18 protein-coding genes are annotated in these 21702 nt (G+C 69.9%); 16 read left to right on the forward strand and 2 right to left on the reverse strand.

Features of this window, described 5'->3' with window-relative positions; all coding sequences use genetic code 11:
* Positions 1-10: 10 nt before the first annotated feature.
* The 10 genes from panC to DSY14_RS09915 all read left to right on the forward strand — a co-directional run bounded on the left by panC (position 11) and on the right by DSY14_RS09915 (position 13303).
* A complete protein-coding gene (gene panC, locus DSY14_RS09870; RefSeq protein ID WP_211716194.1) occupies positions 11-889 on the forward strand; it encodes a pantoate--beta-alanine ligase in 879 nt (292 codons plus the stop codon).
* A 73-nt stretch (positions 890-962) separates the two neighbouring features.
* Complete coding sequence (locus tag DSY14_RS09875; RefSeq protein ID WP_211716195.1) at positions 963-3554, forward strand: L-aspartate oxidase; 2592 nt, start codon at positions 963-965, stop codon at positions 3552-3554.
* A gap of 64 nt (positions 3555-3618) precedes the next feature.
* Positions 3619-4401, forward strand: a complete 783-nt coding sequence (locus DSY14_RS09880; protein ID WP_211716196.1) for a type III pantothenate kinase — start codon at positions 3619-3621, stop codon at positions 4399-4401.
* Between the two features lie 110 nt (positions 4402-4511).
* A complete protein-coding gene (gene lysX, locus DSY14_RS09885; RefSeq protein WP_211716197.1) occupies positions 4512-6014 on the forward strand; it encodes a bifunctional lysylphosphatidylglycerol synthetase/lysine--tRNA ligase LysX in 1503 nt (500 codons plus the stop codon).
* Positions 6015-6718: 704 nt separating this feature from the next.
* A complete protein-coding gene (locus DSY14_RS09890; RefSeq protein ID WP_211716213.1) occupies positions 6719-7033 on the forward strand; it encodes a LuxR C-terminal-related transcriptional regulator in 315 nt (104 codons plus the stop codon).
* Between the two features lie 119 nt (positions 7034-7152).
* Positions 7153-7728, forward strand: coding sequence for an amino-acid N-acetyltransferase (locus DSY14_RS09895; protein WP_211716198.1), 576 nt, complete (start codon positions 7153-7155; stop codon positions 7726-7728).
* A gap of 452 nt (positions 7729-8180) precedes the next feature.
* Positions 8181-8462: a hypothetical protein gene (locus tag DSY14_RS09900; RefSeq protein WP_211716199.1), complete on the forward strand. Its 282-nt coding sequence runs from the start codon at positions 8181-8183 to the stop codon at positions 8460-8462.
* Between the two features lie 217 nt (positions 8463-8679).
* Positions 8680-9018 (forward strand): Lsr2 family protein, encoded by a 339-nt coding sequence (locus DSY14_RS09905; protein ID WP_211716200.1) that lies wholly within the window; start codon positions 8680-8682, stop codon positions 9016-9018.
* 776 nt (positions 9019-9794) lie between these two features.
* Entirely contained in the window at positions 9795-12299 is a 2505-nt protein-coding gene (locus tag DSY14_RS09910; protein ID WP_211716201.1) for an ATP-dependent Clp protease ATP-binding subunit, read from the forward strand.
* A gap of 518 nt (positions 12300-12817) precedes the next feature.
* Positions 12818-13303 carry a DUF3105 domain-containing protein gene (locus DSY14_RS09915; protein WP_307851178.1) on the forward strand — a complete coding sequence of 162 codons (486 nt, stop codon included), beginning with the start codon at positions 12818-12820 and terminating at the stop codon, positions 13301-13303.
* A 298-nt stretch (positions 13304-13601) separates the two neighbouring features.
* Here DSY14_RS09915 and DSY14_RS09920 read toward each other — a convergent pair whose 3' ends face one another.
* On the reverse strand, positions 13602-14477 hold the full coding sequence (locus tag DSY14_RS09920) for an A/G-specific adenine glycosylase (protein WP_211716203.1): 876 nt from the start codon (positions 14475-14477) through the stop codon (positions 13602-13604).
* Between the two features lie 63 nt (positions 14478-14540).
* Between DSY14_RS09920 and DSY14_RS09925 the strand changes: the two genes are divergently transcribed.
* The gene (locus tag DSY14_RS09925) at positions 14541-15308 is read left to right on the forward strand and encodes a hypothetical protein (protein ID WP_211716204.1); all 768 of its coding nucleotides are present in this window, start codon (positions 14541-14543) and stop codon (positions 15306-15308) included.
* Positions 15309-15419: 111 nt separating this feature from the next.
* Entirely contained in the window at positions 15420-15803 is a 384-nt protein-coding gene (locus tag DSY14_RS09930; protein ID WP_211716205.1) for an SSI family serine proteinase inhibitor, read from the forward strand.
* A gap of 269 nt (positions 15804-16072) precedes the next feature.
* Here DSY14_RS09930 and radA read toward each other — a convergent pair whose 3' ends face one another.
* Positions 16073-17518 carry a DNA repair protein RadA gene (gene radA / locus DSY14_RS09935; protein ID WP_249187620.1) on the reverse strand — a complete coding sequence of 482 codons (1446 nt, stop codon included), beginning with the start codon at positions 17516-17518 and terminating at the stop codon, positions 16073-16075.
* A gap of 211 nt (positions 17519-17729) precedes the next feature.
* Here radA and DSY14_RS09940 point away from each other — a divergent pair, with 211 nt between their 5' ends.
* From DSY14_RS09940 to proC, 4 genes are all read left to right on the forward strand, one after another.
* Entirely contained in the window at positions 17730-18638 is a 909-nt protein-coding gene (locus tag DSY14_RS09940) for an SGNH/GDSL hydrolase family protein (protein ID WP_307851179.1), read from the forward strand.
* A 265-nt stretch (positions 18639-18903) separates the two neighbouring features.
* Positions 18904-19491 carry a C40 family peptidase gene (locus tag DSY14_RS09945; protein WP_211716207.1) on the forward strand — a complete coding sequence of 196 codons (588 nt, stop codon included), beginning with the start codon at positions 18904-18906 and terminating at the stop codon, positions 19489-19491.
* Between the two features lie 160 nt (positions 19492-19651).
* The gene (locus DSY14_RS09950; RefSeq protein ID WP_211716208.1) at positions 19652-20587 is read left to right on the forward strand and encodes a sugar phosphate isomerase/epimerase; all 936 of its coding nucleotides are present in this window, start codon (positions 19652-19654) and stop codon (positions 20585-20587) included.
* A gap of 119 nt (positions 20588-20706) precedes the next feature.
* Positions 20707-21501, forward strand: coding sequence for a pyrroline-5-carboxylate reductase (proC, locus tag DSY14_RS09955; RefSeq protein WP_211716209.1), 795 nt, complete (start codon positions 20707-20709; stop codon positions 21499-21501).
* Positions 21502-21702 lie beyond the last annotated feature (201 nt).

A 21702-nucleotide genomic window follows, 5' to 3' on the forward strand; every position in this document is an offset into this window, starting at 1 on the left:
GGAGAGACCGATGACCGACGCCCCCGCACCCGCCACCGACGGGCCCCTCGTCGCGCGCACCCCGGAGGAACTGCGCCGTGCCCTCGACTGCCGGGGTGTCGTGGGCCTGGTCCCCACCATGGGCGCCCTCCATGCCGGTCACCGCACCCTCATGCGCCTCGCCCGCGCGAAGGCCGACACGGTGGTGGTCAGTGTGTTCGTCAACCCCCTCCAGTTCGGGCCGCACGAGGACCTCGACCGCTACCCGCGCGACCTCCCGGCCGACGTCCGGGTGTGCGCCGAGGAGGGGGTGGACGTGGTCTTCGCCCCCGAGGCCGCGACCATGTACCCCGGCGAGCAGATGATCACCGTCGACGCCGGCGCCATGGGGGAGCGCCTGGAGGGCGCCTCCCGACCCGGGCACTTCACCGGGGTCCTCACCGTGGTCGCCAAGCTCTTCCTCCTGGTCCGCCCGGACCTCGCCGTCTTCGGGGAGAAGGACGCCCAGCAGATCGCGCTCGTACGTCGCATGGTGACCGACCTGAACCTTCCGGTCGACATCATCGGCGCGCCCACCCTCCGCGACACCGACGGTCTGGCCTCCTCCAGCCGCAACGTGTACCTCGACGAGGACCAGCGCGCCAGCGCCCTCGCGCTCTCCCGTGCCCTGCGCGCCGGCGCCGACGCCGCCGGGGACGGGGCCGACGCCGTCCGGGCGGCCGCCCGCGCCGTTCTCGACCGCGCGGCCACCGCCGTCCCTCCCGTCGAACCCGACTACCTCGCCCTGGTCGACCCGGCCACCTTCGCCGAGGCGCCCTCCGACCACCGCGGCGCGGCGGTGCTGGCCGTCGCCGCCCGCGTGGGCACCACCCGACTCATCGACAACGTGTCGGTGACCCTTGAGCAGTGAGTCTTCCGGAACTCCTCCCCGCTCTGCCGAGCCGGAGCCCGAGACCACGGCGCGTGCGCGAAAGAGACCCCAGATGAGTGTTGACGGACAGACCCGGATCGCGGCCCCCGAACCCGGATGGACCGCCCACGCCGACGTGGTGGTCGTCGGCTCGGGTATCGCGGGCCTGAGCACCGCCCTGCGCTACGTCCAGCGCACCGACACGGGCCGGGTCGTGCTGGTCACCAAGGACCGCCTGTCCACCGGTTCCACCGCCTACGCCCAGGGCGGCATCGCCGCGGCCATGGCCCCCGAGGACGGGCCGGTCGCCCACATGGTCGACACGCACATGGCCGGGGCCGGCCTGTGCGACCCCCACGCCGTCCACGTCCTGGCCACCGACGGCCCCGACGCCCTGCGCTGGCTCATCGGACTGGGCGCCGAGTTCGACCGTGACGACGACGGTGAACTCTCCCTCACCCGTGAGGGAGGGCACCGCACCGACCGGGTCGCCCACGCGGGCGGCGACGCCACCGGCGCCGAGATCCAGCGGGCCCTGGTCCAAGCGGTCCGGGACGCCGAACGCGTCGAGGTCATCGAACACGCGCTGGCCCTGGACGTGCTCCGCGACCCCGCCACCGGTCGGGTCGGGGGGATCACCCTGCACGTCATGGGGGAGGGCGAACGCGACGGGGTGGGCGCGGTCCGGGCCCCCGCCGTCGTCCTGGCCACCGGCGGCACGGGGCAGGTGTTCGCCGCCACCACCAACCCGCCGGTCTCCACCGGTGACGGCCTCGCCCTGGCCGCGCGGGCGGGCGCGCGACTGCGCGACCTGGAGTTCATCCAGTTCCACCCCACCGTCCTGTGGCTCGGTCCGGACGCGCGCGGGCGCCAGCCCCTGATCTCCGAGGCGCTGCGCGGTGAGGGCGCCCACCTGGTCGACGCCGAGGGCCGCCGGATCATGGAGGGCGTGCACGAACTGGGGGACCTGGCCCCCCGCGACGTCGTGGCCCGCACCATCGCCCGGGTCATGGCCGAGCAGGACACCGACCACGTCCACCTGGAGACCCGTCACTTCGGCCAGGCCACTTGGGAACGCCGATTCCCCACCATCCTGGCGTCCTGCCGCGCGCACGACATCGACCCGCTGACCCGCACCATCCCCGTGGCCCCCGCCGCCCACTACGCGTCGGGCGGGGTGGAGGTCGACATCGACGGTCGGACCGACGTGCCCGGTCTGTGGGCGGTGGGCGAGGTGGCCCGCACCGGGGTGCACGGCGCCAACCGGCTGGCCTCCAACTCCCTGTTGGAGGGGCTGGTCTACGCCGACCGCATCGCCGCCCGCCTGGCGACCGAGCCCGCCACCGCGTCGGCGGACGCCGTGACGGTCGGTACGCCGGCGTCGCTCGTCTCCCCGACCGCCGCCGCGCGGGTCCGCGCACTGATGTCCCGGTACGCGGGTGTGCTGCGGACCGGCGACGGACTGGCGACGCTCGTCGAAGAGCTGGACGCCTTGGCCGAGACCGACAGCGGGGCCGACCCCGACACCGCCGCCTGGGAGACCACGAACCTGCTCACCGTGGCCCGACTCGTGGCGGCCGCCGCCGTCCGGCGGACCGAGAGCCGCGGCTCGCACCAGCGCGCCGACACCCCGGATCCCGACCCCGAGCTGCGTCTGCGGCCCGTGATCGTCCGACTGGAAGGGAACACCATCGTGACCACCGACGCCGTACACGAGCCCCCGCTCCCGCCCGCCCTCCGCGACGAACTCGACGGCATCGCCTTCCCCCTCGCCGGTCCGGACCCGGCGCCCGAGGCGCGCGCCGAGTTCACGCTGCCCTGGACCGCGCCGCACCGGTCGCACGTGGACACGGTCACGCGTGCGCTGGCCGAGGACCTGACCGCGGGTCCGCGCATCGACGTCACCACCGTGGCCACCATCCCCGCCGACCAGGTCCGCACCGCGCACGTGGTGGCGCGAGCCGACGGGACGGTCAGTGGCCTTCCCCTGGCCGAACTCGTGTTCTGGATGGTGACGGAGGGGGCGCTGGAGGTCGACCGGCCGGCACGGGACGGCGACGCGGTCAAGCGCGGCGACGTCCTCATGAAGGTCACCGCCCGCACCCGCGACCTGCTCACCGCCGAGCGCACCGCGCTCAACCTCCTCACCCACATGTCCGGGATCGCCACCGCCACCCGCACGTGGGTGGACGCCGTGGCCGGAACCGGAGCGCACATTCGGGACAGCCGAAAGACCACCCCCGGGCTGCGCGCGCTGGACAAGTACGCGGTGCGATGCGGGGGCGGCGTCAACCACCGCTACTGCCTCGGTGACGCCGGTCTGATCAAGGACAACCACGTCGTCGCCGCCGGCGGGGTGGGCGAGGCGGTCCGCGCCATCCGTGCGCGCTTCCCCGATCTGCCCCTGGAGGTCGAGGTGGACCGGATCGACCAGATCGAGGACGCCCTGGCAGCGGGCGCGGAGGAGCTGTTGCTCGACAACTTCTCCGTGCCGCGGCTGCGGGAGGCGGTCGCGCTCGTCGACGGCCGTGCCCGTCTGGAGTCCAGTGGGGGGCTGACCCTGGCGGTGGCCGCCGACGTGGCCGCCACGGGGGTCGACTACCTGGCGGTGGGCGCCCTCACCCACTCCAGTCCCGCACTGGATATCGCACTCGACCTGTTCTGAGCCGCCCGCGTGGTGGAAGATTCCATGGGTACCCACCACTTCGACCAAGGATGAGGCCCTCAGAATGCTGCTCGCGATCGACGTCGGCAACTCCGAGACGGTGCTCGGACTCTTCGACTCCGACGACCTTCTCGAACACTGGAGAGTGGGGACCGACATCCGGCGTACCGCGGACGAGTGGGCGGTCGTGCTGCGCGGACTCATCGACGGGAGCTCGCTGAACGGTCCCGGCCAGGTCGAGGGCATCTCCATGTGCTGCTCGGTCCCCTCCGTCCAGCACGAGATGCGCGACATGTTCCGGCGCCACTTCGGCGACCTGCCCGCCGTGATCGTCGAACCCGGTGTGAAGACGGGCGTGCCGATCCGGATGGACAACCCCAAGGAGGTGGGCAGCGACCGGATCATCAACGCGCTGGCCGCCGGACACCTCTACGGCGGTCCGAGCGTGGTGGTGGACTTCGGGACCGCGACCACCTTCGACGCGGTGAGCTCCAAGGGCGAGTACGTGGGCGGCGCCATCGCCCCCGGCATCGACATCTCGGTGGACGCGCTGTCCCGCAGAGGCGCCCAACTCCACATGGTCGAGATCGTCAAGCCGCGCGCGGCGATCGCGAAGAACACCACCGAGGCCCTGAGGTCGGGGATCGTCTTCGGGTTCGCCGGTCAGGTCGACGGGATCGTCGACCGAATGGTCGCCGAACTCACCGACGACCCCGACGAGGTCACGGTGGTCGCCACCGGAGGCCTGGCCGGCACCGTGGTCGACGAGTGCGAGACCGTCGACGTCCACGAACCCTGGCTCACCCTCACCGGCCTGAGACTGGTCTTCGAACGCAACGTCGGCTGATCCCGCTCCGTCGAGGGCGGGCGGGGCACACGGTGCCCGGCCCGCGCCGTCCCGGTCCGCGGGATCGGATCCGGTCGGGTGGGGGCGCCGACGCCGGTAGGATCGTGGCCGTGAATGACGCGCACGACGACACCTACGACGACCTGCCCGAACAGATGCGGGTCCGGCGGCAGAAGCTGGACCGACTCCGGGAGGAGGGCATCGACCCCTTCCCCGTGAACTACCCGCGGACCACGTCGATCGGCCCTGTGCGCGACAAACACCAGGGCCTGGAGCCCGACACCCACACCGGGGCCACGGTCGCCATCGCCGGCCGGGTCATGCTCTACCGCACCGGCGGCAAGCTGTGCTTCGCCACCTTGCGCGACGAGACCGGGGACGTGCAGATCATGCTGTCCCTGGACCAGGTCGGCAAGGAGAGCCTGGACACCTGGAAGGCCGACGTCGACCTCGGTGACCACGTGGGTGTGGAGGGCGAGGTGATCACCTCCCGCCGTGGTGAGCTGTCCATCCTGGTGAGCTCCTGGACGCTGACGGCCAAGTGCCTGCGTCCGCTCCCGGAGAAGCACAAGGGCCTGACCGACCCCGAGGCCCGCGTGCGTCAGCGCTACGTGGACCTCATCGTCAACCCCGAGTCGCAGCAGATGGTGCGCCGCCGTTCGGCCGCCATCCGGGCGATCCGGGAGGGCCTGAGCTCCCGCGACTTCATCGAGGTCGAGACGCCGATGCTGATGCGGGTGCACGGTGGCGCCACGGCGCGGCCGTTCACCACCCACATCAACGCCTACGACATGGACCTGTACCTGCGCATCGCCCCCGAACTGTCGCTCAAGCGGCTGGTCGTCGGCGGGCTGGAGAAGGTCTTCGAGGTCAACCGGAACTTCCGGAACGAGGGCGCGGACTCCACGCACAACCCCGAGTTCACGATGCTGGAGTTCTACCAGGCCTACGCGGACTACGACGTGATGGCCGACGTGACCCGCGAGCTGGTCCAGGAGGCGGCCCGCGCGGTGTACGGCTCCACCACGATCGAGCGCGACGGCCAGACCTTCGACCTGGGTGGGGAGTGGCCCCGCGTCACCCTCTACGGCGTGGTCTCCGAGGCCCTGGAGGCCGAGGTCACCCCGCGCACGCCGATCGACGAGGTCCGTCGGCTCGCCGAGGCCAAGGGTGTGGAGTTCGACCACGCCTGGGGCCAGGGCAAGCTCGTCGAGCACGTCTTCGAGGAGCTGGTGGAGCACACGCTGGTGCGCCCCACCTTCGTGTGCGACTTCCCGGTCGAGACCAGCCCGCTCACCCGGCAGCACCGTGAGGACCCGCTGCTCACCGAGAAGTGGGACCTCATCGGCTTCGGCATGGAGCTGGGCACGGGGTACTCGGAGCTGGTCGACCCGGTCGAGCAGCGCCGACGTCTCACCGAGCAGTCGCTGATGGCGGCCGAGGGAGACCCCGAGGCGATGCAGCTCGACGAGGACTTCCTGCGGGCACTGGAGTACGGCATGCCGCCGACCGGTGGTGTGGGTCTGGGGATCGACCGTCTGCTCATGGCCTTCACCGGAAAGAACATTCGGGAGACCGTGCTCTTCCCGATCGTGAAGCCCTCCGGAGAGTAACGCCGCGGTCGTCGATCCCGGTCGGCGCCGGCGGGACCTCACGGTGTTCCCGGGAGGGGATGACCGAGAGTCACCACAGGGTCGCCGCGTCATCGACGCGGCGGCCCTCGTGCGTCACATCCGCACCGACGCCCCGAGGGTGGCCATTGCGAGATTTGGCTCACTTTCCGGTCATAAGGAACATACCTTTGGCCATCTCCGGATGACTTCGACGCCAGAGTGGACTTTTTCCGTAGAACTTCGTTCTGTGGTCGGGCACTCTCGGGCGTCGAATGTTTACGCAGGTCAGAACATGATGGGTATTTCCCGTTCCGTGATCATGTGGCTGATCGTCCGGAGATGATCACTCATGGTCATTTATGGGGCCTTGACGGTAACATCGTGGCCGCCTAGCGTGCTGAGAGCGGGCTTTGGTCCGCGAGTTCGCCGAAGTGGATCGAGAAGAACGGTGAGCAGGATGTCGGGTCGAGAATCGGCCCGCGTCCACCGCACACGCAGCCATGGTGTGGTCTGTCCGTCCCAGACCTCAGTGCCCTGGCCCCCGCGTGTGTCTCGTGCTCCCCACCGCCCCCAACCCCTGTGCCAGAGGGGTTCGTCGGGGATGGGTCGGGGTGGCCGGGACTCACCCGCACCGGCAGCCGGCCGGATGCGCGCTTCGGTCGACGAGTCGATGTTCCGCACTCATATGAATGAGGGAGGACGGAGTGGAACAGGCCACACTCGTACGACGTACCGTTGAGGACCAGAGCCTCACACGCGACCCACGTGACAGCGTGGTACCCCTGCAGAGTCGGCGGGACCCCGCGCCGCCGGGTCTGTACACCCCGGTCGAGCTGGGTCACGAGGAACTGGAACTGCTCGCCGAGATCGCCACCGGTGTCACCACCGAGGTGGCGGCCCGGCACCTGGAGCTCAGCGCCCGGACCCTGCGCCGTCGCATTCGCAACATCTGCGACGTACTCGGGGTCAACACACCCATCGAGGCGGTCGTGTGGGCCGCCAGGCGGCAGCTGATCTGAGCCGCCCCCACCCGGGGTTCCGGGTGACACATACGGGCATACCGGCCCCGCGCGCCGCGTGCCCCACCGGTGGAAGAGCGTTCCGGTGGGAGGTCGCAAAGGCGTAGTCTGGTCCGGCTATGCCCGTTCGTCATGTCCGGGTGCGTCGGGCGCGTACGCCCGACGTCGCCCACATCCGCCGCCTCGTCGACACCTACTCCGTCGACCGCCGTGTGCTCTCCAAGAGCACGGTCAATCTCTACGAGGACATTCAGGAGTTCTGGGTGGCCGAGGCGGAGACGACCCCCGACACGCCCGCGAAGGGCCCGGTCGAGCCGGAGCTCTCCGTCGTCGGCTGTGGCGCCCTGCACGTCCTCTGGGAGGACCTGGCCGAGGTACGCACCGTCGCCGTCGACCCGTCCCTGCGCGGTTTCGGGGTCGGTCACCGTCTCGTGACCGCATTGATCGACGCGGCGCGCGAGTTGGGCGTGCAGCGTGTGTTCTGCCTGACATTCGAGACCGGTTTCTTCGCCAAACACGGCTTTGCCCCGATCCAGGGCACTCCCGTCTCCTTCCGTGTGTACGAGGAACTCCTGCGTTCCTATGACGAGGGTGTGGCGGAATTCCTCGACCTGGAGCGGGTCAAACCCAACACTCTCGGGAACACGAGGATGCTTGTGCACCTCGACGTGGAGACCGCCGATACCTCGGGCTAAAGGTTTCAGGTCGCGGATAGGCGTCCGCTTCCCATACGTCCCAAGGCATCCGGGTCGATGTGGTGCCGACATCGGGCCCTTAAGTGCACCGGGTGGTATCGGAGTGGAAGAGGGCGGGTAATGTGGACCTGCGTCCACGGGGTCGACCGGTTCGTCGAGTACCGATCAGACGACGTGTGCGCCCACGTTTTCCGGTTCCTCCGAGTGGCGGTCCCTCACCTTCCGTTCATGATCCGGTGCGGGTAGGGAACATCCGATCGGACATTGGTCGCCGTCGGACTTTGCCGAGACCTCTCCGGCACGTCCGGTGTCAAACCGGGGGCAAACGATGTCTATGATGTCTGGTATGCGTTTGCCCGGCCGAACCGGCGCGCCATCCCCCCAGGAGCGACTCGACACTGAGTCGGGTATTTGCTGCAATAAGTAACAACCAGGAAGGGTAGGCCGCTTCGATGGGTGACTTTTTGTCATCGGTGCTTCCTCCTGGACTGATCGACGTATTGTCCGCGCTCATCCCCCCGGTGGTCGTCGCGGCCGTCTTCTGTGCGTTCGTCATCAAGCTGCTCCGTAAGGAGATGGCCCCGAGGCGGATGGACGGAAGCCTGGTCAGCGAAGACACCGCCGGTGACGACGGCGCGGGTGACAAGGGCGCGGCCAAGGTCGAGGAGACCGTGGCGACGAACGAGACGCCGATTGCCCAGGACGGGGAAGGCACCGAAACCGACGGGCGTTAGATACGCTGCCGGTCCGAACCGGCCGTCGAGTGCCGCTGCTGCCGGGGGACGCGAGTGCGTGGGTCAACTCGCCGTCCCACGCGTCTTCGGTGACCCCGAATCCCGACTCGGTGGATCTTGAGGATTTCCACCACGCCGGGAATTGTCTTCCGGGTTCCCGCGAGATAGCTTTATATTCAGGTGCTACAGACACCTCTCTTCTGAAAGGTTTGATTCCATGGCACAGAAGGTCCAGGTTTTCCTGGTCGACGACCTCGACGGCGGCGAGGCCGAGGAGACGGTGACGTTCGGTCTCGATGGATCGACGTACGAAATCGACCTCAGCGCGGATAATGCCGGCAAGCTCCGCGACGCGCTTAGTCCGTTCGTCGAGGCCTCCCGCAAGGCTCCGTCGAAGCAGGGCCGCGCGACCGCACGGCGTGGAAGCAGGAATGCCCCCAGCCGTGAGCGCAGCGCCGAGATTCGTGCCTGGGCGAAGGCCGCCGGGAAGCCGGTCAATGAGCGTGGCCGCATCCCCGCCGCCATCGTCGCCGAATATGAGGCGATCAAGGGTTAGGTTTGCCGCCGCCCGGCCCGCCGAAATGTTGTCAGGTCTTGATCGAATTTCGACCTGAGCCCCGCCGACGTCGCACCCGATCACCCGCCGGACACCGTCTTCCGTCGGACGGTCCGTGACCTAGCGGATGCAGGGGATAACGAGGGAGGCGAGGGCGACCGGCACCGCCGGGTCGGAGCGCCGGCTCGGGGAGCGCCAAGCCGGTGCGGAGACCGTTCGTTGGAGGACACCCCGCGTAAGACGGGCACGCGGTCCCCGCTCCTGTTTGGCCCGGCCCCGACGCGCTCCGGCCCAGAGTCGGCCACGCTCTCGGCCGCGCGACGCCCCCAGGCCGCGTCGTGGGTCACCGCCCGACCCGCGGCGGCCCGGTGGGGTCGGGGCGGCCGCCTCGACAGAGGCGGACCATTTTCGCCCCGAACAACAACACACCTTCGGCTTGTTCGCTAAGAGCCGATAATCGGGCTTACGCACGTGCGGCCCGGGCACTCTCGTGAGGATGGGAGTGTCCGGGCCGTTCGCCTTCGGCGTACAGGGAAATCTGACGCGGCAATTGGTAGTTGGATGGTGGATGAACGCCCTATCGTCGGGGAAAGTCTCTGGCACGGACGGCTGCGGTCGGCCGTGCGGAGATGTTCGTCCGAGCCGGCAACGGTCGGTGAGGACGGGCGGTGCGACAGTGCTCCCCGGGGCGGTTATCCCTGTGGGGCCTATATGCGGAAGAGTCGGGTCGGTAATGACCGTCCCTGCCTGACCGCTCTGTAGAGGAGCGACGAGACATGTTCGAGAGGTTTACCGACCGCGCGCGGCGAGTGGTGGTTCTGGCTCAGGAAGAGGCCAGGATGCTCAACCACAACTACATCGGTACGGAGCACATCCTGCTCGGCCTCATCCACGAGGGTGAGGGTGTCGCCGCCAAGGCTCTGGAGAGCCTTGGTATCAGCCTCGAAGCGGTTCGGCAGCAGGTTGAGGAGATCATCGGTCAGGGCCAGCAGGCTCCGTCGGGACACATCCCCTTCACCCCCCGGGCCAAGAAGGTCCTTGAGCTGTCGCTGCGCGAGGCGCTGCAGCTCGGCCACAACTACATCGGTACCGAGCACATACTGCTGGGTCTGATCCGTGAGGGTGAGGGTGTCGCCGCCCAGGTCCTCGTGAAGCTCGGCGCCGACCTCAACCGGGTGCGCCAGCAGGTCATCCAGCTGCTGCACGGATACCAGGGCAAGGAGCCGCAGGCCACCGGCGCCTCCTCCGAGTCCACCCCCTCCACCTCCTTGGTGTTGGACCAGTTCGGCCGCAACCTGACGCAGGCCGCGCGCGAGTCCAAGCTCGACCCGGTCATCGGTCGTGACAAGGAGATCGAGCGGGTCATGCAGGTCCTGTCCCGCAGGACCAAGAACAACCCGGTCCTCATCGGTGAGCCCGGCGTCGGTAAGACGGCGGTCGTCGAGGGGCTGGCGCAGAAGATCGTCAAGGGTGAGATCCCCGAGACGCTCAAGGACAAGCAGCTGTACACGCTCGACCTGGGCGCCCTGGTCGCGGGCAGCCGCTACCGCGGTGATTTCGAGGAGCGCCTGAAGAAGGTGCTCAAGGAGATCCGCACGCGCGGTGACATCATCCTGTTCATCGACGAGCTGCACACGCTGGTCGGCGCGGGCGCGGCGGAAGGTGCCATAGACGCCGCCTCCATCCTGAAGCCCATGCTGGCCCGGGGTGAGCTGCAGACCATCGGTGCGACGACGCTCGACGAGTACCGGAAGTACCTGGAGAAGGACGCCGCGCTGGAGCGCCGTTTCCAGCCGATCCAGGTGGACGAGCCCACCATCACGCACGCCATCGAGATCCTCAAGGGCCTGCGCGACCGGTACGAGGCCCACCACCGCGTCTCCATCACCGACAGCGCGCTCGTGGCCGCCGCGCAGCTCGCGGACCGCTACATCAGCGACCGCTTCCTGCCGGACAAGGCGATCGACCTCATCGACGAGGCCGGTTCGCGGATGCGGATCCGTCGGATGACCGCGCCGCCGGACCTGCGCGAGTTCGACGAGAAGATCGCCACGGTGCGCCGCGACAAGGAATCGGCCATCGACGAGCAGGACTTCGAGAAGGCCGCGTCCCTGCGCGACGACGAGAAGCAGCTGCTCAACAAGAAGGCGCAGCGGGAGAAGGAGTGGAAGGCCGGCGACATGGACGTCGTGGCCGAGGTCGATGAGGAGCTCATCGCCGAGGTCTTGGCCGCCTCCACCGGCATCCCGGTCTTCAAGCTGACCGAGGAGGAGAGCTCCCGCCTGCTGCGCATGGAGGACGAGCTGCACCGCCGGGTCATCGGCCAGGAGGACGCCATCAAGGCGCTCTCGCAGGCCATCCGCCGTACCCGTGCGGGTCTGAAGGACCCCAAGCGTCCCGGTGGTTCGTTCATCTTCGCCGGCCCGTCCGGTGTGGGTAAGACCGAGCTGTCCAAGACCCTCGCGGAGTTCCTCTTCGGGGACGAGGACGCGCTGATCCAGCTCGACATGTCCGAGTTCATGGAGAAGCACACCGTCTCGCGGCTGTTCGGTTCGCCTCCCGGCTACGTCGGTTACGAAGAGGGCGGTCAGCTCACCGAGAAGGTGCGTCGCAAGCCGTTCTCCGTGGTCCTGTTCGACGAGATCGAGAAGGCCCACAGCGACATCTTCAACTCGCTCCTGCAGGTGCTGGAGGAGGGTCGTCTCACCGACGCCCAGGGTCGCAACGTCGACTTCAAGAACACGGTCATCATCATGACGACCAACCTGGGAACGCGGGACATCTCCAAGGGCGTGGCCATGGGCTTCGCCAAGGAGGATGACGCCAACACCAACTACGAGCGGATGAAGGCCAAGGTCAGCGAGGAGCTCAAGACCAACTTCCGGCCGGAGTTCCTCAACCGTGTGGACGACGTCATCGTCTTCCACCAGCTGACCGAGCGGGAGATCTTCGAGATCGTCGACCTGATGATCACGAGTCTGGACACCAGGCTCAAGGAGAGGGACATGGGCATCGAGCTTCGGCCGAACGCCAAGAAGGTCCTCTCCGAGCGCGGGTTCGACCCGGTGCTGGGCGCGCGGCCGCTGCGTCGCACGATCCAGCGGGAGATCGAGGACCAGCTGTCCGAGAAGATCCTGTTCGGCGACCTCAAGGCCGGTCAGATCGTGGTGATCGACGCCGAGGGCACCGGTACGGACGCCAAGTTCACCTTCAAGGGTGTGCCGAAGCCCGCCGAGGTTCCGGACACTCCCGAGGTGGAGTCCGCCACCAAGGGCGAATAGCGACACCGCCCGGCCACGCCGGCGCGAACGGGGGCACCCCTTGCGGGGGTGCCCCCTTTGCCGTGTCCGGGGTCGCGATCGTCGCCCCGGGGTAGGGTGCCCCCGTGTCCAATCCCCATGATCCTCACCAGGGTGGCCCTCGGCCGCCGCAGGAACCGTTTCCCGCCCCGCCCTCGCAGCAGGGGCCACCGCCCGGTCACTCGGCCGCGGGCGCCGCTCAGGGGCCGCCCCCGGGCGGGCACCACCAGGGACCGCCGCCCGGGTATCCGCCCCAGGGCCCGCCTGCGGGGTATCCGCCGCAGGGACCGCCGCCCGGCTACCCGCCGCAGGGTCCCCCTCCCGGATATCCGCCGCAGGGCGGTCCCGGGTATCCGTACCAGGGCCCACCGCCCCGACGCGGGAACGCCCTGCCGTGGGTGATCGGAGGCGCCGCGCTCGCCGTCGTGCTCGTCGCGGCCGGGGGTTTCGGCCTGTGGTGGGCGCTCGGGCCCTCATCCGGGGAGACGGGTGGAGCCGGGGTGGGACTCGCGGACGTCGAGCACTTCGAGGACCTGTCGAAGGACCATGTGGAGACGGGCGAGACGGTCGACTACGAGCAGTTCCCGCCGGTCGGCGGCGAGCACTACTCCTTCTGGCAGAACTGCGGTGTCTACGACGAGCCGGTGCTGACCGAGGCCGCCGTGCACTCGCTGGAGCACGGAGCGGTCTGGATCACCCACGATCCGTCCCTGGACGCCGCCGAGATCGAACGGCTGGCCGCCTACCACGAGCCCGGCTCCTACGTGCTGGTCAGCCCGATGGAGGGTCTGCCGTCGCCGATCGTGGCCTCCGCCTGGGGTGCCCGCATCCAGCTCGACGACGCCTCGGACGCACGGATCGGCGCCTTCCTGCGGGAGTACGAGCAGAGTCCCGACGCACCCGAGCCCGGTGCTCCGTGCAGCGGCGCCTACGGGGACACCGAGTCCGACTTCGACCCGGAGACCGTCGACGCCCGAATGAACTGAAGGATCGGGCAGGGCACCTCACCGCGCCGGAGGGCCGTTCCTCCGGGCCTCCGGCGCGCTGCGGCCCGTGTACGGGCGCTCCACGGCACGGCGGGGACCTTCGGGGCCGTGGTGGGTGGACCCGTGGCTCGTGCTCCCACCTCAGGTTCCCGGGTCGCGGAGCACACCGCCGCCGTCGCCGGGGCGGCGCACCGCCGTGGTGCGACGAGGCGGGGCCTCGCCGCGTGGTCCCTCCGTGCCTGCGGACACGGAGGGTCGGTCGGGTCGCCCCGAGGCGCCCGAACGGGGCCCGTGGCCCTCAGCCGGGCAGGGCGAAGCGTCCGTCGGCGAGGGGGTCCACCAGACCGTCGTCGATGAGGCCGTCCAGTGCGCGCTCCCGCTGGACGTGGTCGTCCCAGACGGTGTCCAGGACCGTCTTGGCGACGGGCTCCGGTGAGTCGCGCAGGACCGCCAGTAGTTTGCCGCGCACCTGGCGGTCGGTCCCCGCGTAGGTCTGACCACGCCGGGGCGGGCCGTCGTAGGCGGGTTTGCCGGCCAGGCGCCACGCGCACTGCCCGGCGATGGGGCAGTCGGCGCAGCGGGGGGAGCGGGCCGTGCACACCAGCGCGCCGAGCTCCATCACGGCCACACCCCACCGGGCCGCGACCGACGCCACCGGGGGCAGCAGGGTCTCGGCCAGCGCGGTCTCCGCCTTGGTCTGGGTTTTCGGCGGGTACTCGATGCCGGTTTCGGCTCGGGCCAGGACACGCCGGACGTTGGTGTCCAGAATCGCGTGCCGCTGACCGTAAGCGAAGCTCGCCACCGCGGCCGCGGTATAGGCGCCGATGCCCGGCAACGACAGCAGGGTGGCGTGATCGTCGGGCACCTCGCCGCCGTGCTCCTCGGTGATGGCCACGGCGCAGGCGTGCAGGCGCAGGGCGCGGCGTGGGTAGCCCAGCCGGTTCCACATGCGCACGGCCTCGCCCGAAGGTTCCTTGGCCAGGTGGGCAGGGGTGGGCCAGCGCTCCATCCACGCCTCCCAGGCAGGGAGGACCCGGACGACCGGGGTCTGCTGGAGCATGATCTCGCTGACCAGGATGGACCAGGCGTCGGCGTCCGGACGACGCCAGGGAAGGTCGCGGGCGTGGGTCTCGTACCACGCCAGAACCGCGGTGCTGTAAGGGTTATCGCTCATCTTTAACGGGGAATCGGCGGGTTGAGTAGGTGGGTGGCGCACAAAACCGCAATACTACGGGCCATGGCGTCAAGTACCGGACACACCGCACCCGTCAGCAAGGACATCTACTGGAGGCGCCGAGCCTTCGTGCTGATCGGCCTGCTGCTGGTGTTGGCCCTGATCGCCTATGCCTGTAGCCCTTCGGAGGGCGACAACGCGTCGGACGGCAACCAGGCGAGTGTCGAGGATCCTTCTGCCTCTCCCAGTGTGCCGGCGGAAGAGCCCTCGGAGGAGCCTTCCGAGGAACCCGAGGAGGATCCGTCGCCGTCTCCGTCCGCCGATCCCTCCGCGGGCGAGGACGACGAAGGCGACGAAGGGTCCGAGGGTGAGGGCGAGGGGTCGTCCGATGGGGGTTCGGCAGACGCCGCCGCGCCCGAGCGTGACGAGGACCCCTGCCGCCCGCAGGACGTGGTCGTCTCCTTCGACTTCTCCGAGTCGGACCGGGAACTGTACGGGGGCGGGGCCGAGCCCGGCTTCAAGGTCTCGGTGGTCAACGTCGCCGAGCAGACGTGCACCGTGGACGTGGGTCCGGAGGCGGTCGAACTGATCATCCACTCGGGCGACGACCGCATCTTCTCCACCTCGGACTGCGTGGAGGGCGAGGCGGAGCAGGAGCGCCAGCTGGAGCAGGGTCGCCCGCACGACTACACGATCACCTGGGAGCGGGACCGCTCCTTCACCGACTGCCGTTCGGGCTCCTCCCAGGCCCGGGCGGGCTGGTACAAGGCCAACCTCCGGGGCGACATCGTCAGCGGTGTCGACCAGTTGGTCTTCCAACTCAAGGCCTGAGTCCGGGGGCCGGCCGATCCCGGCACCACCGGTTTCGACAAAAGATCCAACTCTTGGTCATCAGATCGCTACTATACGTGGTGATCTGATGTCGTCGTTGTTGGAGGAACCGTGCGCACCGCCCTCGGCCTGACCGCCGCCACCGCTCTGGCCCTCTCCCTGGTCTCGCCCGCGCAGGCGGCGACCACCACGTACCAGCTCAGCCTCTACGGTGCGCCCGAGGAGCGGGGCGAGACCTCCATGAGCTGGTCCCGCGCGATGATGCTGGAGTGCGGACCGGCCCAGGGGGCGCACCCCCACGCGGAGGAGGCCTGCGAGCTCATCGAGGCCGCCGGTGGGCGGATCTCCGACGTCGAGGGCGACGAGGACGGCTTCTGCACCACGATCCACGCGCCGGTCACGGCCGTCGCGGTCGGTGGCGGAGAGCGCTACGAGGAGACCTTCGCCAACGACTGCCTGATGTCCCTGGCCAAGGGCCCCATCTTCGACTTCTGAGTGGGATCGGACGGGTCCGCGAGGGTGACCCGCGCCCTGGTCCTGTGCCGGGGCCTCACGAGGACGCCCCCGTGACCCTGTTCGTGGGACCACGGGGGCATGGCCGTATGCGGGCGCCGGCTGACCGTGCGTCCCGCACAGCCGGTGAGGGCCCGGAGGCCGGAGGGCGGGGAATCGGACCCTCCCGCCTCGGGGCCCGAGGGCTCCCGTCTCGCCGTCGCGGGTCCGAACACGGGCCGAGGCGTCGGCGGGGCCCTGGAGAGCACCCCCTAGAACGGGGCGTCCTCCGCGAGGGTGAGCCGTTCCTGCTCCTGGGGCTCGGTTCGGGGGCGCGCCTCCGGCTCCGGCCGACCCTTCTTTCGGCGGCGGCTCTTGCCCACCCAGGTCAGGGCGTCGACCAGCTCCTCGACCTCGTGGGTGCGGATGCCCGGGATCGGATCGCCGAAGTTCTTGGGCACGACCGCGTCGGTGAAACCCAGCCGCTGCGCCTCGGCGACCCGGCGGCGGACCCCCTGGACCGCGCGCACGTCACCGGCGAGGCCGACCTCGCCCACGGCCACGAACCCTTGCGGGAGGGCGACGTCGTTGCTGGAACTGCCGGCCGCCATGGCCAGCGCGAGGTCCACGGCGGGTTCGCCCAGTTTCACGCCGCCCACGGTCGAGGCGTAGACGTCCATGTTGGCCAGCTTCATGCCGGTGCGCTTCTCCAGCACGGCCAGGATCATGTTCACCCGCGAGGTGTCCAGGCCGGAGGTGGCGCGTCGCGGCGCCGGCAGGGGAGTGGGCGCGACCAGCGCCTGCACCTCCGTGATGAGGGGGCGTCGACCCTCCAGGGCGACGGTGACACAGGTGCCCGGCACCGGATCGGAGCGTTCGGTGAGGAACAGTCCGCTGGGGTCGGGCAGGCCCTCGATGCCCTTGTCGGTCAGTTCGAACACGCCGATCTCGTCGGTGGGCCCGTACCGGTTCTTGACCGCGCGCAGGAGGCGGAGTTGGGAGTGGCGTTCGCCCTCGAAGTGCAGGACCACGTCCACCAGGTGTTCCAGCAGCCGGGGCCCGGCGATGGAGCCGTCCTTGGTGACGTGGCCGACCAGCACGGTGGCGATACCGCGTTCCTTGGCGACCTGGATGAGGGCGCCGGTCACCTGTCGGATCTGGGTGACACCGCCCGGTACGCCGCCGGTCTCGGGGGAGACCATGGTCTGTACCGAGTCGACGATGAGCAGCTTGGGCGCCACGGCGTCCACATGGGCGGCCAGGGTCGCCACGGAGGTCTCCGCCGCCAGGTACAGCCGCTCGGAGAGCGCGCCGAGGCGTTCGGCGCGCAGACGCACCTGCCCGGCCGACTCCTCGCCGGTGATGTACAGGACCGGCGCGTTGGCGGCCCGCATGGCCGCGACCTCCAGGAGCAGGGTCGACTTGCCCACGCCGGGTTCGCCGGCCAGCAGCACCACGCCTCCGGGGACGGCGCCGCCGCCCAGGACACGATCGAGTTCGTCCACACCCGTGGGGACCGCCTCGGCGCTCTCCACGCTGATCTCGGTGATGGGACGGGCCCGGGCGGTGACCGGCGCGGGGGCGACGGCGGAGGGCGCGGGCGCCCCGGCCTCCTCGACGGTGCCCCAGGCCTGGCATTCACCGCAGCGCCCCACCCATTTGAGGGTGGTCCACCCGCACTCGACGCACCGGAACGAGGTCTTCGCTGCTTTTGCCATGGTCGACACGCTAACGCCCGGTGGCGACAACCTCGCACCGTTGTCCACAACGGCTCCGATCGCCGTGGCGGCGCGGGGTGCGACACATGAAAGTTACCTACCGGTTAGGTCGTAGATCCTGAAAATCATGTTAGAGAATGTGTGGGGAGTCACTCCCCGGCGGTGTCCAACACCTCCTATGCCCCCGCTCCTTGGAGAGAGGAAAACACTCGTGTCCCGCTCACACGAATCCCCCGTCCCCCACCGTTCCCGTTTCGGCCTCCGTCGCCGGCTGGCCGGAATCGTCGCCCCCGTGGCCGCCGCTGCCCTGGGCGTCACCATGGTGGCCTCCCCGGCCGCGGCCGACGAGGCCGAGGCCGCCGCGTACACGCACTACGTCGCCATCGGTGACTCCTTCACCGCCGGACCGATGGTGAGCGCGCAGATGCCGCTGCTGGGCTGCATGCAGTCGTCGGTCAACTACCCCAAGCGTCTCGCCGAGCAGCTGGGGATCGAGGACATCACCGACGTCAGTTGCTCCGGCGCGGTGATGAACGACCTCTACGAGAAGCAGTTCGACGACACCGACCCGCAGCTCGACGCCCTGCGCGCCGACACCGACCTGGTCACGGTCGGGATCGCCGGGAACGACTTCGGCTTCTCCGAGGTCCTCGTCGAGTGCGCCAAGCAGAGCCTGAGCAACCCGGTGGGCAGCCCGTGCTCCGCCCACTACGGCACCGAGCTGGACGACCGGATCGAGGGTCTGCGAGGCGAGGTGTCCCAGGTCTACGCGGACATCGCCGAGCGCAGCCCCAACGCCACCGTGCTCTCCATCGGCTACCTGCAGATCATGCCGGAGAGCGGCGGCTGCTGGCCGAGCACGCCGATCGCCCGGGGCGACGTTCCGCTCCTGGACGAGGCGCAGACCGCGCTCAACGCCATGATCGCCGAGGAGTCGGCGGCCCACGGCGCGGTCTTCGTCGACACCTTCGAGCGGGGCCACGACGTCTGCCAGGGCTCGGACACCCGGTGGGTCGAGGGCCTGATCCCCGAGGACGGTGCCCCGGTCCACCCGAACAACCTGGGCATGGCCGCCACGACCGACTTCGTGCTCGACGCCCTCGGCGTCCCCGCGCCGTAGTCGGCGGCCTAGCCTCGCGCCCCGGTCCGTGCGCGGACCGAGAGTGCGACCGGGCGTGATCGACCCCGGCGGATGGTGATCGGTTGGTGTTCCATCGACCGGAATGTCCGCCGGGGTCAAGCAGTCTTTACCGTCTTTCGGGGCCGAACAGACCACGGAGAGTGACTTTCCGTTATGCATGTGTGACCAATGGGAGTGAGTCGGAGGCGGGGAGACCCACGTCACAGCGGCGTGGCCCGCCCCGGTCGACCTAGGGGGTCACGACATGCGCCTTCCGCGAGAACACGAGCGAGCGCGGGCCTGCCGTCCCACCACGGACCCGGGATCGCAGGCCGCCTCAGTACGGTCGGGCCGACGTGGGACGCGGGCGTTCACCGTCGCCGCGCTCGCCGCGGCGGTCCTGGCCGCCGGTACCGCACCGGCGCTCGCCCAGCCGCACGCCCCGGCCGACACCGCGGAGCGCGGCGGTCCGGAACGCGTGCACCAGTCACTCTCCTCCAGCACCATCGACACGGCCATCGCCGCGGCCGAGTCCCAGAAGGGCAAGCCCTACGCCTGGGGCGGCACCGGGCCCGACTCCTTCGACTGCTCGGGGCTGGTCCAGTACGCCTTCGGTCAGGCCGGTGTGAGCCTGCCGCGCGTCGCCCAGGACCAGGTGAGGTCCGGAACCCACGTGAGCTACGCCGACGCCCGGCGCGGAGACCTCCTCTACTGGACCGACGGGGGCGGATACGCCTACCACGTCGCCATCTACCTCGGTGGCGGCCGCATGATCGACGCCCCGAGCTCGGGCGGTGCGATCGGCGAACGCGCCGTGACGCGCCACAACCTCGCCGGCGGCGTGCGACTGTAGCCGCCCCGGCGGGCCCTTCGACGGCCGTGGCCCACGACGGCCACGGCCGTCGCCCCGTGTCCCAGGGGCCACCGCAACGGTCGGGTCGAAGGTCCTCCGCCACGCCGCGATCCCACGGGCGGTCGCCCCAAGTCCCCCGGAAGCGCATAGTCTGGGTCCTGTGAGCCCTATCCAGGTCCCAGACGCGCCCGTGGTCCTCTCGTCGGCGTCGGTCTACCCGGAGAAGACCCCGGCCGCGTTCGAGATCGCCGCGAAGCTGGGGTACGACGGTGTGGAGGTGCTCGTCTCCTCCGACCCGGCCAGCCAGGACATCGAACTCCTCCGGCGCCTCTCGGACTACCACCAGATGCCCGTCACCGCAGTCCACTCGCCCTGTCTCGTCCTGACCCAGCGGGTGTGGGGCCGTGATCCCTGGGGCAAGCTCGTCCGTTCCAAGGAGATGGCGGAGGCCCTGGGCGCCAAGGCCATCGTGGTCCACCCCGCCTTCCGCTGGCAGCGTGAGTACGCCAAGGACTTCGAGACCGGCGTCGCGCGCATGCAGGACGAGACGGACGTGATCTTCGCCGTCGAGAACATGTATCCGGTCCGGGTGCGCGACCGCGAGGTCGTTCCCTACGCCCCGAGCTGGAACCCGCTCGACCGCGACTACCCCGACGTCACGCTCGACCTCTCCCACACGGCCATGTCCGGCTCCGACGCCATGGACATGGCCAAACGGTTGGGCGGGCGCCTGTCCCACGTGCACGTCACCGACGGTTTCGGCGGTCAGAACCTGGACGAGCACCTCATCCCCGGCCGGGGGAGTCAGCCCGTCGCCGAGCTCCTGGAGCACTTGGCCGGCAGCGGCTACGAGGGCCAGCTCGTCCTGGAGGTGAGCACCCGCAAGGCGCCCGACCGCCAGACCCGGATGCGGGAGCTGGCCGAGGCGCTCGCCTTCACCCGGCTGCACTTCGCCGGTCCGCGCGAACCCGAGCCCACGCTGGGCCGGCGCGAGCGGATCGCGCTGCTGCGGCGCCGTCCCCAGACCCCGCCCCGACGTTTCTCGGTGGACCCGGGTGGTGCCGTCGACGACGAGGGCACGGTCGACCCGGAGTGAGGCGCGCGGTCGTGCCCCGGATCGGGCCACGGCGTCGGTCGTCCACGGGTTGGGACGACCGGTCCATCCGGGGTGCCGCAGGCGGCTAGCGTGGAGGGATCCGCAGAGAGGACCCCTTCATGATCGCGATCATCGGCGCAGGAAAGATGGGCGAGGCGTTGCTCGCCGGGCTGTTGGCCAAGGGCCACTCCCCGGGGGACGTCCTGGTCACCGAGCCGCGTGAGGAACACGCCGCGGAGCTGCGTCTGCGCTACGGGGTCGAGACCGTCCCGGCCGCCGAAGCGGCCGAGCGCGCGGACACCCTTCTGCTGGCCCTCAAGCCCCAGGACATGCTCGCGCTGCTGGACGACCTGTCCCCGTACCTGTCCGAGCGGCGCCTGGTCATCTCGGTGGCGGCCGGACTCACCACCGCCGTGATGGAGAGCCACCTGCCCACCGGGGTACCGGTCGTGCGGGCGATGCCCAACACCCCCGCCCTCATGGGGCGGGGGATGACCGCGGTGTCCGGCGGGGCGCACGCCTCCTCGAACCACCTGGACCGGGCCGAGGAGCTGCTGGGCACGGTCGGTGAGGTGATCCGGGTCGGCGAACAGCACATGGACACGGTGACCGCCATCTCCGGCAGCGGGCCGGCCTACTTCTACTTCATCGCCGAGACCATGATCGAGGCCGGCGTCGCGATGGGCATGCCCCGCGCCACGGCGCAGAGGCTGGTCGGTCAGACGATCACCGGCGCCGCCGCCATGCTCGACGGTTCGGGGGAGCACCCGGTGGTGTTGCGCGAGGCGGTGACGTCGCCGGGCGGGACCACCGCGGCGGCCCTGCGCGAGTTGGAGCGGCACGGGGTGCGGGCCGCGTTCACCGACGCGATCGAGGCCGCTCGGGACCGGAGCAGGGCCCTGTCCGGGAGTTGACCGCAAGCCCATGTGACCCAAATCACACAGGAAAATGCGGTCGAAGGTGATCACGGAACGCCGGTACACGCGTCGTAGGGGATACATAAAGTCGGGCAGAGCGGGCGGAACTCCGTCTCCCTTCTCGCTCACTCCCATACGTCCTCCAGAGATTCCGGGGCCCCATGTCCAACCCTCACCAGCCTTCGGACCCTTCCCGCC

The sequence above is a fragment of the Nocardiopsis sp. MG754419 genome, assembly GCF_018207095.1.
Taxonomy (GTDB): Bacteria; Actinomycetota; Actinomycetes; order Streptosporangiales; family Streptosporangiaceae; genus Nocardiopsis.

Excerpts from the sequence above, each read along its gene's own strand:
- panC (WP_211716194.1), top strand. The coding sequence starts at position 11 with ATGACCGACGCCCCCGCACCCGCCACCGACGGGCCCCTCGTCGCGCGC.
- DSY14_RS09875 (WP_211716195.1), top strand. The coding sequence starts at position 963 with ATGAGTGTTGACGGACAGACCCGGATCGCGGCCCCCGAACCCGGATGG.
- DSY14_RS09880 (WP_211716196.1), top strand. The coding sequence starts at position 3,619 with ATGCTGCTCGCGATCGACGTCGGCAACTCCGAGACGGTGCTCGGACTC.
- DSY14_RS09895 (WP_211716198.1), top strand. The coding sequence starts at position 7,153 with ATGCCCGTTCGTCATGTCCGGGTGCGTCGGGCGCGTACGCCCGACGTC.
- DSY14_RS09900 (WP_211716199.1), top strand. The coding sequence starts at position 8,181 with ATGGGTGACTTTTTGTCATCGGTGCTTCCTCCTGGACTGATCGACGTA.
- DSY14_RS09905 (WP_211716200.1), top strand. The coding sequence starts at position 8,680 with ATGGCACAGAAGGTCCAGGTTTTCCTGGTCGACGACCTCGACGGCGGC.
- DSY14_RS09910 (WP_211716201.1), top strand. The coding sequence starts at position 9,795 with ATGTTCGAGAGGTTTACCGACCGCGCGCGGCGAGTGGTGGTTCTGGCT.
- DSY14_RS09920 (WP_211716203.1), bottom strand. The coding sequence starts at position 14,477 with ATGAGCGATAACCCTTACAGCACCGCGGTTCTGGCGTGGTACGAGACC.
- DSY14_RS09925 (WP_211716204.1), top strand. The coding sequence starts at position 14,541 with ATGGCGTCAAGTACCGGACACACCGCACCCGTCAGCAAGGACATCTAC.
- radA (WP_249187620.1), bottom strand. The coding sequence starts at position 17,518 with ATGGCAAAAGCAGCGAAGACCTCGTTCCGGTGCGTCGAGTGCGGGTGG.
- DSY14_RS09945 (WP_211716207.1), top strand. The coding sequence starts at position 18,904 with ATGCGCCTTCCGCGAGAACACGAGCGAGCGCGGGCCTGCCGTCCCACC.
- proC (WP_211716209.1), top strand. The coding sequence starts at position 20,707 with ATGATCGCGATCATCGGCGCAGGAAAGATGGGCGAGGCGTTGCTCGCC.